A 14,725-nucleotide genomic window follows, 5' to 3' on the forward strand; every position below is an offset into this window, starting at 1 on the left:
ATATAGTTTTAAGTTTTGGTTTAATCAAGTATATCGTAGTAACCTATTAATCTCTAAACGCCTTTTTGTTAAACAAAATTAAAATACCGATTCCTGTACTTATAGCCATATCTGCAATATTAAAAACAGGATCAAAAAAAGAGAAATATTTCCCACCAAAAAAAGGCAACCATTCTGGTAAAACACCACTCCAAATTGGGAAGTGTAACATATCTACAACCTTACCATGGAATACCTCAGCATAACCGCCATCTTCTGGTAAAAATGTGGCTACCTGCATGTGACTATCACTAAACAAAACACCATAAAAAACGGAATCTATAATATTACCCAAAGCACCAGCGAAAATTATAGAAATAGCAAAAACTAAAGTTTTGGACTTATGCTTTTTTGTAACATCTACCAGCCAAAATCCAATACCTGTAACAGCTACAATTCTAAAAAGGGTTAAAATGAGCTTTGCAGACCTATCTGAAATAAAGGTGAAAAAATCGCTTAGCTTCGTTCCCCAAGCCATTCCATCATTTTCTATAAAGTCAATTTTAAACCATGAAAACACAGTAATACCGTCATTAAGCGCAAAATGTGTTTTAATATAAATCTTACTGATCTGATCAACCAATAAAATAAGAATGATAATTATTGAGGCTTTCTTTAATGACATAATAAAAAAGCTTTGAATACAATCCAAAGCTTTTGGTTTTAATTATCCAAAATTCTAAAATTGAATTTCAATTTACTTCTGCATATTTTTAGCTTCGATACTAAGCGTAGCGTGTGGTACTAATTTTAAACGCTCCTTATTAATTAGCTTACCTGTAACACGGCAAATACCAAAGGTTTTGTTTTCAATTCTGATTAAGGCATTTTTTAAATCTCTGATGAATTTTTCTTGACGAATTGCCAATGCAGAGTTTGCTTCTTTACTCATTGTCTCACTTCCCTCTTCAAAAGCCTTGAATGTTGGTGACGTATCGTCCGTACCATTGTTGTGATCATTCATATACGCACTTTTTATCAATTCTAAATCGTGCTCCGCTTTGTCGATTTTATCTTGAATTAAAACTCTGAATTCTTCTAAATCCTTGTCTGAATATCTATTCTTTGTATCTGTTGCCATATTCTAATGTTTTTGAATGAATAATCTGGTATTTACCTCATCAAAAGCAATTTCTATACCATCATTTAGACTATCCATTAATTGTAATTCTTCGGTTAGTGTCTCCGACTTTATATAATCTTCATTTGAAGCAATTGCTGCTGCAACTTGCGCATCATTTTGTAACTGTACATCAATACGATCAGTAACTTCAAATCCTGAATCCTTACGTAAATTTTGAATACGGTTTACGAGCTCACGTGCAATACCTTCTTTACGTAGATCTTCAGTAATGGTTACATCCAAGGCTACAGTTAACGCACCCTCATTTGCAACAAGCCATCCTTCAATGTCTTGTGATGTAATCTCTACATCATCAAGTTCTAAAGTAATGCTTTTTCCGTTAATTTCAACGTCTAAACTCCCATTTTGCTCGATTTTTTTAATGTCTTCAGACGTGAAATCACCTACAGCACTGGCAATCAATTTCATATCCTTTCCAAAACGAGGTCCTAATGCTTTAAAATTTGGTTTGATTTGCTTTACCAATATATCTGAAGCATCCTCTAAAAGTTCAATTTCTTTGATATTCACTTCGTGTTTTATCAAGCCAGAAACTGCTTCTATTTCTTCCTTTTGCTGATTATTATCAATAGGAATCATTATTTTCTGAAGCGGCTGACGCACCTTTATCTTCTCTTTGGCTCTTAACGATAAAACCAATGACGATATTGTTTGCGCATTTTCCATTTTACGCTCTAATACTTTGTCTATAGCGCTTTCGTCTGCTTTTGGAAATTCTGCTAAATGCACACTCTCAAAACTTTCTTTTTTCGTTACTGCATTGAGATCTAGATACAGACGATCCATAAAGAATGGTGCGATTGGCGCACCAAGCTTGGCAATGGTTTCCATACAGGTATAAAGCGTTTGGTATGCCGAAATTTTATCGGTTTGGTAATCGCCTTTCCAGAAACGTCTTCTACTTAAACGTACATACCAGTTACTTAGATAGTCTTGTGTAAAGTCTGAAATGGCTCTCGCAGCCTTTGTTGGCTCATAATCGGCATAATAATCATCTACTTTTTGAATCAATGTGTTTAATTCAGACAAAATCCAACGGTCTAATTCTGGTCTTTCATTCAGAGGAATATCAGCTTCTGAATAGTTAAAACCATCTAGATTGGTATATAAACTGAAGAAAGAATAGGTGTTATAGAGTGTTCCGAAGAACTTACGTTTTACCTCTTCTACACCTTCTATATCAAACTTTAAGTTGTCCCAAGGGTTGGCATTGCTTATCATATACCAACGTGTAGCATCTGCGCCGTGATTAGCTAGAGTTTCAAATGGGTCTACTGCATTACCTAAACGCTTAGACATTTTCTGACCATTCTTATCTAAAACCAATCCGTTAGACACAACATTTTTATAAGCCACAGAATCAAACACCATGGTTCCTATTGCGTGTAATGTATAAAACCAACCACGTGTTTGGTCTACACCTTCTGCTATAAAGTCTGCTGGGAATGCTTCTTTCTTGTCAATGAAATCTTTGTTTTCGAACGGATAATGCCATTGTGCATAAGGCATAGAACCAGAATCGAACCAAACGTCTATTAAGTCGCTTTCGCGTTTCATCGGTTGACCTGATGCTGATACTAATACAATTTTATCAACTACGTTTTTATGAAGATCTATTTTTTCATAATTGGCTTCAGACATATTACCGACTTCAAACTCGGCAAAAATATCTTCAGACATTACTCCTGCTTCAACGGCTTTTGCCATTTCAGCTTTTAATTCTTCAACAGAACCAATACAAATCTGTTCTTTTCCATCTTCTGTTCTCCAAATTGGTAATGGAATTCCCCAAAAACGCGAACGTGATAAATTCCAATCGTTAGCATTAGCCAACCAATTACCAAAACGCCCTTCACCTGTTGATTTAGGCTTCCAGTTGATTGTGGTATTCAGCTCGTGCATTCTACCTTTTACGTCGGTTACTTTGATGAACCAAGAATCTAACGGATAGTATAGAATTGGTTTATCGGTTCTCCAACAATTTGGGTAACTGTGCTTATATTTTTCAACCTTAAAGGCTTTATTTTCTTCTTTTAATTTAATGGCAAGCTCTACATCTACAGATTTTTCTGGTGCTTCACCATCGTTATAATATTCGTTCTTTACATACTTACCAGCAAACTCACCCATCTCTGGTCTAAAGCGACCTTGTAAATCTACTAAAGGAACTAAATTGCCATTCTCATCTTTTACCAGCATTGGCGGCACTTCTGGTGTGGCTTGTTTGGCAACTAAAGCATCATCTGCACCGAAGGTTGGAGCCGTGTGTACTATTCCTGTACCGTCTTCAGTCGTTACAAAATCACCCGAAATGACTCTGAAGGCATGTTCTGGATTGTTGTTTGGTAAGGCATAGTCTAGCAATTGCTCATACTTAATACCAACTAAATCTTTTCCCTTAAATTCTTTTACTATATAAAACGGTATCTTTCCATAAACTTCTTTATATTTTGCTCCAGCATTCTTACCCTGTAATCCCGGTCTGTTCTCCAGTTCTACGTAGTCTTTAGCAAATTGTTCGTTAACTAAATTTTTGGCCAAAATCACATTGATTGGCTCGAAAGTATATTGATTATAAGTTGCTACTAAAACATAATCAATCTTTGGTCCAACGGTTAATGCCGTATTACTTGGTAATGTCCATGGTGTGGTCGTCCAAGCTAAGAAATAGACATCACCTTCATCTTGAAGAAAACTTGGCAACGTTTCAGGTTTGGCTTTAAACTGCGCTACAACCGTTGTATCTGTAACATCTTGATACGTTCCTGGTTGGTTAAGCTCGTGCGAGCTTAAACCTGTACCTGCTTTTGGCGAATAGGGTTGAATGGTATAGCCTTTGTACAACAAGTTCTTATCATAAATCTGCTTCAACAACCACCAAACACTTTCCATATATTTGGATTTGTAGGTAATGTACGGATCGTCCATATCTACCCAATAACCCATCTTTTTGGTAAGGTCGTTCCAAATGTCTGTGTAACGCATTACGGCTTTTTTACATGCTTCGTTGTATTCTTCGACCGTAATTTTAGCACCTATATCTTCTTTGGTAATGCCTAGTTCTTTTTCAACGCCTAACTCTATTGGCAAACCGTGAGTATCCCAACCTGCTTTACGTTTTACTTGGAAACCCTTCATGGTTTTGTAACGCGGAAAGATGTCTTTAATAGCACGTGCCAATACGTGGTGCACACCTGGCAAACCGTTGGCAGAAGGTGGCCCTTCAAAAAAGACATAAGGCTCTTTGCCTTCTCTGGTAGTTACACTTTTTTCAAAGATATTATTAGCCTCCCAATAGTTATTGATGTCTTCAGCAACTTTTGGTAAGTTAAGTCCTTTATATTCAGGGAACTTTGTACTCATTATTCGCATTTCTTTTCGAGGTGCGAAATTAAGGATTTTTTGATAAAAATCCGTTGTGTTTATTGAAAACAAAAGGCTATCCCATTATCTAATGAAATAGCCCTTACTTTTATTAAGTTTTGAACCTTATCTTACAATAATCTTCTTAGTTAAGATAGAGTTGGTCTCTGTGATTAATCTTACAATGTAAATGCCTGTACTCACATTATTAAGCGTATATTCAAAGCGCTGATTTTCATTTTCAATTATTTTATTATCAACTATTTGACCAGAAATAGCATACATTTCGACATTACTAATCTTTACATTCTTTGGGTTATCAATAATCATTGTATTTGAATTGGTAATAAAATTTATATCAACATTTTCAAGTTCAAATTCAGATTGTGATAATGTTTGTGTTTTAAAAAATATCTCAAATCTATCTGCAAAAAAACCTGAATCTGATGAAAATTGAAACGCATCACCACTCCTTAAATCATAAATACTCTCTGTGTATTTGTCTTTTAACCTAATGCTTCGATCCCCCATATTATTCATAGAAGTCAATTGAATAGTGAAATCATGATTTCCTGTACTTTGAAGTACTAGCGGCACTAACTTCTCTTCTGTAATAGGGCCATAAGCCTGAGCTGTCATTAGTTCTCCATCTAAAATTAAATTTAGATCATCTGCAAGTACATTTAAGTTTTTTGTATCGTAACCTTCATCAAAACTATCTGAGGTTATTGAACTAAAGTTCAGCTGAAGTTCTCTAGTAACATTTAATCCATCTAGACTAACATATTCTAATGTAAATCTTTGCATTCCATCAGAAGAAGTATTGTTGCTTGATGAGTTTTGCGCAATTGAAACATTGGTATAGCAAAGCGCTGTAAGCATAAAAAGTCCAATGCTTTTTGGGTTAAGTAGTTTTGTTTTCATAGTATAAAGTTTAATGGTTGTTTGGGTCCTGTTAACTATGTACTACAATAAAATCTTAAGTTTAATGGATTGTTACTCCGAGGGAAAGAGTTGTAATTATCTGATATACAATTACAATACAATATTAATCTCAAGAAAACTACTGACCATTCTTATTCGATAAAGTGACAAGAAAGTCGTTAAAATATTGATTTTTGATGCAAAAGGAGAAAATCGTCGACTAATAACCACTCATTTTCAAGCGGTTAAACCAAGAAATCTACTAAATCCTCGATTTTTGAAATAAGTTGAACTTTAATTGAAGTGTTCTTTAATGTGATTTTATTGTATTTAGAAACAAAAATTGTAGAGAAACCTAATTTTTCAGCTTCAAGAATGCGCTGCTCCACCCGTTGCACTGGTCTTATTTCACCAGATAAGCCAACTTCGGCAGCAAAACAGTAATCGCTTGGTAATGCCACATCTTCATTTGATGATAAAATAGATGCTACAACCGCCAAGTCAATTGCTGGATCATCAACAGTAATTCCCCCTGTAATATTTAAAAAGACATCCTTTGCTCCCAGCCTAAAACCGGCTCTTTTTTCTAAAACGGCTAAGAGCATATTGAGTCGTTTAGCATTAAATCCTGTTGCTGAACGTTGTGGCATTCCATAAACTGCTGTACTTACTAGTGCTTGAACCTCTATCATTAACGGTCTCAATCCTTCTAAAGTAGCTGCAATAGCATTGCCAGACAATTCACCATCTTTTTCTGAAATTAAAATTTCTGATGGATTAGAAACTTCTCTTAAACCAGAACCTTGCATCTCATAAATGCCAAGTTCATTGGTTGAACCGAATCGGTTTTTATGTGCTCTTAAAATTCTGAATACGTGATTACGATCACCTTCAAATTGAAGAACAGTATCTACCATATGCTCTAAAATTTTTGGTCCGGCAATATGGCCATCTTTAGTAATATGACCTATTAAAAGAACGGGGGTTGCTGTTTCTTTAGCAAACTTTATAAGCTCTGTAGTACACTCTTTTATTTGCGAAATACTTCCTGCAGAAGACTCAATATAATCACTATGAAGTGTTTGGATAGAATCTATTATTACCAAATCTGGCTCTACAGCTTCTATTTGCTTAAAAATGTTTTGGGTTTTGGTTTCTGTAAGAATATAACAGTTGTTCTCTTTAGGATTGATGCGTTCAGCACGCATTTTTATCTGTTTCTGGCTTTCTTCACCCGAAACATAAAGAGTTTTATATGGCAGACTTAATGCGATTTGAAGCAGCAATGTACTTTTTCCTATACCTGGTTCACCTCCTAGCAATGTTAAAGACCCTTGTACCATACCACCGCCCAAAACACGGTTAAACTCAGCATCTTGCATATCTAACCTTGCTTCTTGTGTTGTATCTATTTCATTTATCTTTAAAGGTTTAGAAACACGTTTAGTTGTTGATGAGCTAGATTTCCAATCACTTTTCTCTGGTTTTTGTATCACTTCTTCAGCAATGGTATTCCATTGCTTACAGGAATTGCATTGCCCTTGCCATTTAGCATATTGTGCACCACAATTTTGGCAGAAAAAAGTTGTTTTTACTTTAGCCATATTTATCTTCCACGAAAGCAAAAGTCTTCTTAAATTTATGAAAGGCTAAGGTAAAGAATTTCTTTGTTTACAACCATATAATTGCTTGGCTTTTAGAGTAAATTACAGATTACTCATTTCAAAAGAATTATGACAATATTGATATAAAAAACAATAAGATTCCCGTTTTCACGGGAACGTGTTTTAATTGATGTCCTTAAACCAATTTACAAAGGCTAAAAGTTTTACAATGTGCAGTTTTGAATACCTTTGAGTTGACACAAAAGACTTTGCCTTTTTAAACAAGTCTTCAAAAAAATAATCTGTTGAAAGGTTTCTTTTAGTTTTCTTCATTGTCCTCCTCTTCTTGTTCGTCAGTGTCTACAACGGTTAATTCATCTATTTTAGAAAAAATAAAATCCCTATCGATATGGCTAACGTCATTTAATGTTAATGCAGACTCGTAGAGTTTCTTTGCTTTTTTATTTTTTCCGATTTTCTCAGAATGTTGTGCCAAATAATACGTTCCTAATAAAGATTCTGGTTTAAGCTTCTTAGCCAACTTTCCTATTTTCTCTAAAGATTCAAGATCATTTCTTTGTTCTGCAACTTTAACAACTTTTTCAAATTCTTCTTCGGTAATTGGTTTTTTTATTCCGAATAAATCTTCAATTCTATCGTATCTATCCACAAGGTACTGGTCTAGCGTACCTTCATATGGTAGTACTTTTTCTTCTAATTCTTTTTCGCGAAGTGGTTTGTACAATTCAAAAATCTTATCAAAAGACCGTGCTATTGCACTATTGACTAGTGTATAATGATTGTCATTATCAAAATCATCAAAATAATACGTTAAATATTGATTTTTTACTTGAGCTATTTGAGAGTTAGCACTTAATACAGCCTCTCTGATGTAAGGCAAGTCTTTATCTGACGTAGCCATATAGTAGAAAATATCATCTTTAAAAAACTCTAGTCGCTTACCTAAATAATCTCTAACTGTACCTGATAAATCTGGGCTAATGCATACATAAGCATTGAACAGTGGATCTTCTTTAAATAAATACGAATTGATAAAATTACCCATTAAATCGTGGCCAACGGCAACTCTAAATTTACTTGTATTATATCTATTATCTAAATATGGTATAAGTTCTTCTGCTACAAAATCGTGAAAACGCAAACCTGACTCTTTTGGCAAACCTGTAACCTCGTCGCAATAGCCATCGTAACGTCTTTCGCTACCTTGTACTACTCCAACAATTATTGAACTTGGCATATCATCAAAATAGGTTTGAAAATCTACCTGACCAGCGATAGGCTCAAACAAATAATCACCATCAAATACAATAATCACAGGATACTTAATTTCTGATGAAGGGTCGTAGTTTTTAGGAAGTTTAATCTTTAGTTTGCGAACCGCATTTAATTTTGACGAATTAATTTCATCATAGCTAATTTGAGCATATATTGGCACACAAAATACACATGCCAAAAGTATTAAGATAGCTTTTCTCATTTATAAGTAGGTTTGACTTGGGATATCAAACATACTAAAATATCGTTAAGTTGTGAATTTTTTTCGATGAAATGCACTTAATCATCCATCGCATCTTGAACTTCATACATTTTTTCTAGCATCATTTCCTTGTCTATGTACTGTGAAGGCTCTAACATTAATCCTGCTTTATAGCTGAGTAATGCTTTTCTATTATTTCCTTCTTTTTCGTAGTACATACCCATATAATAAGCCCCTAACATAGATTTAGGAAACTCTTTTTTTACCAATTTAGCCAACTTTTCTAATGATTCTATATCATCCCGATTATTACAAGCTGCTGCAATAGCCCTGATGTCATTTTCTGTCAACTTTTTTTCAAAACCATAGAAATATTCTATGCTTTCATACTTTTTAACTAAGTAATCATACGGAGAACCTTCATACGTTAATATTTGTTCTCTGTACTCTTTGCCGCTAATAGGTTTGTATAGGGTGAATATTTCATTTAATGCTTTGGGAATACCTCTACCAACAAGAGAATAATGGTTAGCATCTTCAAAATTATCAAACTTATAATGTAGCTTTTCGTTTTGAACAGATTTTAACTTGGCATCACACTCAACAATACTATTCTTTAATGCCTTAATGTCTGCATCTGCAGTTGCCATGTAATAAAATGTTTCTTGTTCTAAAATAGACAAACGTTCTTGTAATCTATTTACCATTTCTGGCGCTAAATCTGGACTCAAACTTATGTAAGCTCTAAATAAGGGATTATCTTTAAATAAATAATAATTGATAAAATTGGCTCCTAAATCATGCCCAATGATAACTTTAAAATTTGAGACTTTATAACTTTCTTCTATATAAGGAATCAACTCACGGCTTAAAAACTCATAAAAGTTAGCACCACTCTCAGAAGGAAAATATGTAGTATCATCATATTTAAAATCCTCTTCTCTGGTTTTATCTTGTTTAACTCCAACCACAATGCAATCTGGAATATCCTCCCAATACGCCTGATAATCTATATTACCAGCAACAGGTTCAAAAAGGTAATCCCCATCAAGAACAATGACTAAGGGATAAGCTCGCTCTGCTTCGGGATCATAATTTCTAGGCAACTGAATCTTTAATTCCCGAGTACCATCTAATTTATGAGAATCTATAGTCTTGTAGATAGCTTGCGCATAACTATTGACTACTAAACAAAATAAAAGCAAAAAGGTGAAGAATTTCTTCATATGGATGGTGTCTTTAAAGTTAAAGCAAGGTAAAAAATATTTCTAAATACTTGCTCGCTTTCTATTGTAGATTGGTAAGTATAATAATGATAATCCTCCTAAAATAATTACCATAAGAGTTTGAGAACCCCATAAGACCCAACCAAAAGCAAAACTTGGATCTTTAGCTATACCAAAAATTGAAAAAGCAGCAAATACCGCAGCTGGGTAAGCTCCTGTACCCCCATTGGTAGCTGCAACGCTAAAACTTGCATAAATAAAACCGATAAGCACAGCCGCAAATGGTATATTTTCTAGACTTTTAAAAGCAAAAGTAGTTGTATAGAACATCAGTACATACATGCTCCAAATGAAAAGTGTATGAGCTATAAATGCCCATTTCTTTTCCATTTTAAATATACTTAGAGCTCCTTCTATTATACCATTTAAAAATCCTTTAGCTTTTTTTACTAGAAATGAATTATTCTTTCTTAAGATCAAAACTAATATTAATACAAAAAGCATTAGAACAACAATGTATATGAATAAATTAGATGTCAGTCGTTCAGAGAAAAACTTGACAATAAACTCAAATTGCAATACTAACGTAATACAAATAATCACAAGCATAACTATTAGGTCAGCAACACGTTCTGCGACTATAGTTCCAAAACCCTTTTCAAAGGGAACTCCTTCATAATTAGAAAGTATGGTTGCTCTTGCAATTTCCCCAGATCTAGGGATACCATAATTAATTAAATAGGTTGCATATACTGCCATAATGCTATTTGGAAGCTTTACCCTGTAACCCAATGGCTCTAACATATACAACCAGCGATAGGCTCTAGACAAATGACTTAACGTCAAACAAAATACGCTTAGTGAAATCCACCAAAAATTAGCCTGTTTTGCTTCCTCAATGATTTGACTAATGGGAACTTTGCTAAGAGAATACCAAACCAAACCAATGCTTATTAGTATAGGAATTGCAATGGTTATTATTTTTTTTTGGGTTGGCTTCAATAAACTATTTTAGAAGATTATTTTCCTCGTTAGGAAATACTAATGATGGCTTAAAGACTTTAGCTTCTTCTATATCCATAAAAGCATAAGTAATTAGAATTAAAATATCACCAACTGCAACTTTTCGAGCAGCAGCACCATTTAATGTAATTTCACCACTATTTCTTGGTCCAGGTATACAGTAGGTCTCTAGGCGTTCTCCATTGTTATTGTTTACAATCTGAACTTTTTCTCCTTGAATAATATTAGCAGCATCCATTAAATCTTCATCAATAGTTATGCTACCAATGTAGTTAAGGTCTGCTCCTGTACATTTTACTCGATGAATCTTAGATTTTACAACTTGTATTTGCATGAGGCAAAGATAATTAATTTAAGGCGATATTGTCTATAAGTCTTATATCACCTGCATAAGCAGCAATAAATGCTCTATATGCTTTTTTTGTTGATTTACGTTTTACTGGCTTTAAGGTTTCTATATCTGCAATAATAAAGTACTCTAATTTTAAAAGTGGTTGTTCATTAAATTGCTTTTCAACCCATTCCGATACTTTTTTAGCACTTTTTGTGCCAAACTTAGATTTGGCAGATTTTAATGTTTTGTAGATAAATGGGGCAACTTTTCTATGATTAGGTGTTAGCCTTGTATTTCTAGAGCTCATCGCTAGACCATCTTGAGCTCTATCGATTGGGCAACCAATAACTTTAACAGGAATATTATGTAGTTCTACTAACTTTTTAATAATCTGTAATTGTTGAAAATCTTTTTCGCCAAAGTATGCTCGGTTAGGTCTTACGATTTCAAATAAACGCTTTACTATAGTTCCAACTCCGTCAAAATGTCCATCTCTAAATGCTCCTTCCATCTCATTTTCAAGACCGTCAAACTCAAAAGACTGAGATTGCACCTTACCTTCATAGATATCCTCAACAGAAGGTGCGTATACTACAATTTTATCGTCACTAACAGTCCTTAATAACTCTACATCAGCCCCTAATGTCCTTGGGTATTTTATTAAATCTTCTTTGTTATCAAACTGAGTTGGATTAACAAAAATGCTAACTACAACAATATCGTTTTCACTTAAACCTTTTTTAACTAAAGACAAATGACCTTTGTGGAGCGCACCCATAGTTGGCACAAATCCAATGTCTAAATTATTAGCCTTAAGGTTATCTATGAGATGAGATAATTCAGATTTATTATGAAAAATTTTCACTTTAGTAACAAAAAATTAACGCGTGCAAACATAATATTTTACTGGCAATCTGCACAAATTTTTGTAATTTTGCATGTTTTTTACTCTTAATTTACAAAAGCAGAAGATTTATGAAAGATAAACGAATATTGTATGTGTCCTCGGAAGTAGTTCCATATTTACCAGAAACGGAGATTTCTTCAATGTCATTTGAAGCTCCAAGAATGGTAAACAAACAAGGAGGACAAATACGAATATTTATGCCACGCTTTGGTAATATTAATGAGAGAAGGCATCAGCTACATGAAGTTATAAGGCTATCTGGTATTAATTTAGTTATTAATGACTTGGATATGCCACTTATCATTAAAGTTGCATCTATACCTAAGGAACGTATACAGGTATACTTCATAGATAATGAGGAATATTTCAAAAGAAAAGCAACTTTAACTGATGAAGATGGAAAACTTTTCCCAGATAATGACGAACGTGCAATTTTCTTTGCCAAAGGTGTCATAGAAACGGTGAAAAAATTAAACTGGTCACCAGATATTATCCATGTTAATGGATGGTTAGCGTCTTTATTACCTCTTTATCTTAAAGAGTTCTACAAAACCGAACCTCTGTTTACAGAAAGTAAAATTGTAACCTCTGTATACAATCAAACCTTTGAAGGTACGTTAGATACAAGTATGATAGATAAGGTAAAGTTTGATGGTTTAGGCGAAGATATTGTTAGCTCTTTAGAAAAACCAAATTATGTCAACCTCATGAAAATAGCTATTGACAACTCTGACGCCATAATAAAAGGCTCTAAAGAATTGCCAAAAGAATTGGATAGCTACATAAATAAATTAGAGAAACCTGTATTAGATTTTCATTCTATTGAAGAGTTTGCAGATCCTTACACCCAATTTTACAAAGAAGCTGTACTAAAAAGTTAACAATACTTATGAAGAAAAACAAGATTACCCTTAATATTTTTATTCTAGCACTTATAATAATTAGTTTTGTGGCTTGTGATAGTGATTTTACAAACTTAGAGTCCGATGCATTAAACAGTGATGTTGCCACAAATTTTGATATCTTAAATAGCACTTATGATGTTATTACATATAATAATCCTTTAGGCCCAGTACAAACCAATAATAGTTTAGGTCTAAGTACGCTAGGTTTATACGATGATGTCTATGGAAGAGTTACATCTAGTTTTGTATCTCAGGTTTCGTTATCATCATACTCACCAACTTTTCTTGGTGATGCAAATGAATTAGTAATAGATTCTGTTGTTTTAAATCTTCCTTATTTTTCTGGAGTCAGTGATATAGATGAGGATAATAATATAACCTATCTTGTAGATTCTATTTTCCCTAAAAGTGATTCGTATAACCCAATTAGGCTGAGTATCTATGAAAACAATTACTTCATAAGAGATTTTGACCCGAATGCAGAATTTAATGAAGCTCAATCATACTTCTCAAACAAAACGGCATCAGCATCTGAAGTGATTGCGCCTCTAGAAGGCACAGAATTAATTTTTGTTGAAAACCCTGAAAATGTAAATCACTTGTCTCTCAATTCATTTGGAAACATCAATATCAACAAGCAAGGATTTAAATTAACTGCAATCACAGAAGGAGAAAATGGGGAAGAAGATGATACCATAATAACTTATTCCCCACCTGGAATAAGGCTAAAGCTAGACCCTCAATTTTGGCAAGAAAAAATAATCGAAAAAGAAGGTGACGCAGTATTAAGTAACTCTAACAACTTTCTAGAATATTTTAGAGGTCTTTACTTTAAAGCTGAGGCTGTAAATGACGATGGAAGCTACCTTATTCTTAACACGAACTCTACTAATTCAAATATTACCATCTATTACACCACTACAACAATAACTGAGGGTGAAGATGGGGAAGATGTTACTACAGAGGAACAGAAAAGTTTTACTTTGTTTTTTAGCGGTAATAAAATTAATTTTTTTGAGAATAATTTTAATATCACAATTCCTGATGCTGATGAAACCTCAGGAGATGAAAGGTTATTTTTAAAAGGAGGTGAAGGTTCTATTGCAAAAATTAAACTGTTTAATGGTGAAGATATTGACGATAATGATGAAACGATGAACACATTTGAAGATTGGAAAAATGAATTTGTTGAAACAGAAAATGGAAAATTCAAAAGTATTAAACGTCTAGTAAACGAAGCTAATTTAGTTATTTACGTTGACCAAGATTATTTAAACCAATCTGGCTCATATGGCCCTGAAAGAGAACCAGACCGTCTATATATTTATGACATAGAGAATCGATTACCTCTAACAGACTTTTTTGTAGATGCTACCAACAGTAGTTTGCCATACTTTTCAAAATTTAACCATCTTGTCCCTTTACAGCGTGAGGGCGATGAATCAACAGGAGATGGTATTAAATATAAGTTTAGAATCACAGAACATATTAACAACTTATTATTGAATGATTCTACTAATGTTGAGTTAGGCTTATCAGTTTCTTTAAATGTTAACTTAGAAGAGCTTGCGCAGCAACAAATCCAATCCAATAATGATTCAGAATTAACAACTCCGATAAGTTCAGTCTTATCTCCAAGAGGAACAGTTTTACATGGAAACAATACTACAGATGATAGTAAAAGAGTATATTTAGAAATATATTATACATGTTTAGGAGATGATTGTGAAGATGAAGAGTAATCAAGCCAAGAATAAT

At 33.6% G+C, this 14,725-nt stretch carries 13 protein-coding genes; 2 read left to right on the forward strand and 11 right to left on the reverse strand.

The window, feature by feature from the left end; translation table 11 throughout:
* Positions 1 to 46: 46 nt before the first annotated feature.
* From ACPX19_RS04115 to panC, 11 genes are all read right to left on the reverse strand, one after another.
* Entirely contained in the window at positions 47 to 664 is a 618-nt protein-coding gene (locus tag ACPX19_RS04115) for a lipoprotein signal peptidase (protein ID WP_426431659.1), read from the reverse strand.
* A 72-nt stretch (positions 665 to 736) separates the two neighbouring features.
* Positions 737 to 1,120, reverse strand: coding sequence for a TraR/DksA family transcriptional regulator (locus ACPX19_RS04120; RefSeq protein ID WP_426431660.1), 384 nt, complete (start codon positions 1,118 to 1,120; stop codon positions 737 to 739).
* Between the two features lie 3 nt (positions 1,121 to 1,123).
* Positions 1,124 to 4,546, reverse strand: a complete 3,423-nt coding sequence (gene ileS, locus ACPX19_RS04125; RefSeq protein WP_426431661.1) for an isoleucine--tRNA ligase — start codon at positions 4,544 to 4,546, stop codon at positions 1,124 to 1,126.
* 126 nt (positions 4,547 to 4,672) lie between these two features.
* Positions 4,673 to 5,470, reverse strand: coding sequence for a T9SS type A sorting domain-containing protein (locus tag ACPX19_RS04130; protein WP_426431662.1), 798 nt, complete (start codon positions 5,468 to 5,470; stop codon positions 4,673 to 4,675).
* A gap of 245 nt (positions 5,471 to 5,715) precedes the next feature.
* Positions 5,716 to 7,074 (reverse strand): DNA repair protein RadA, encoded by a 1,359-nt coding sequence (gene radA / locus ACPX19_RS04135; protein ID WP_426431663.1) that lies wholly within the window; start codon positions 7,072 to 7,074, stop codon positions 5,716 to 5,718.
* A gap of 183 nt (positions 7,075 to 7,257) precedes the next feature.
* Positions 7,258 to 7,407, reverse strand: coding sequence for a hypothetical protein (locus tag ACPX19_RS04140; protein ID WP_426431664.1), 150 nt, complete (start codon positions 7,405 to 7,407; stop codon positions 7,258 to 7,260).
* Entirely contained in the window at positions 7,394 to 8,572 is a 1,179-nt protein-coding gene (locus ACPX19_RS04145) for an alpha/beta hydrolase (protein ID WP_426431665.1), read from the reverse strand. Before ACPX19_RS04145 ends, ACPX19_RS04140 begins: the two co-directional genes overlap by 14 nt.
* A 77-nt stretch (positions 8,573 to 8,649) precedes the next feature.
* Complete coding sequence (locus ACPX19_RS04150; protein WP_426431667.1) at positions 8,650 to 9,798, reverse strand: alpha/beta hydrolase; 1,149 nt, start codon at positions 9,796 to 9,798, stop codon at positions 8,650 to 8,652.
* A 42-nt stretch (positions 9,799 to 9,840) separates the two neighbouring features.
* Entirely contained in the window at positions 9,841 to 10,800 is a 960-nt protein-coding gene (locus tag ACPX19_RS04155) for a lysylphosphatidylglycerol synthase transmembrane domain-containing protein (protein WP_426431669.1), read from the reverse strand.
* Positions 10,801 to 10,804: 4 nt separating this feature from the next.
* Positions 10,805 to 11,155, reverse strand: a complete 351-nt coding sequence (panD, locus tag ACPX19_RS04160) for an aspartate 1-decarboxylase (RefSeq protein ID WP_426431670.1) — start codon at positions 11,153 to 11,155, stop codon at positions 10,805 to 10,807.
* A 13-nt stretch (positions 11,156 to 11,168) separates the two neighbouring features.
* Positions 11,169 to 12,020, reverse strand: a complete 852-nt coding sequence (gene panC, locus ACPX19_RS04165; RefSeq protein WP_426431671.1) for a pantoate--beta-alanine ligase — start codon at positions 12,018 to 12,020, stop codon at positions 11,169 to 11,171.
* 110 nt (positions 12,021 to 12,130) lie between these two features.
* On the opposite strand from panC, the gene ACPX19_RS04170 reads away from it, so the two are divergent.
* The gene (locus tag ACPX19_RS04170; RefSeq protein ID WP_426431672.1) at positions 12,131 to 12,943 is read left to right on the forward strand and encodes a glycogen/starch synthase; all 813 of its coding nucleotides are present in this window, start codon (positions 12,131 to 12,133) and stop codon (positions 12,941 to 12,943) included.
* Positions 12,944 to 12,951: 8 nt separating this feature from the next.
* Positions 12,952 to 14,709, forward strand: coding sequence for a DUF4270 domain-containing protein (locus ACPX19_RS04175; RefSeq protein ID WP_426431673.1), 1,758 nt, complete (start codon positions 12,952 to 12,954; stop codon positions 14,707 to 14,709).
* Positions 14,710 to 14,725 lie beyond the last annotated feature (16 nt).

The organism is Winogradskyella sp. HB-48 (assembly GCF_049942685.1).
GTDB lineage: Bacteria > Bacteroidota > Bacteroidia > Flavobacteriales > Flavobacteriaceae > Winogradskyella.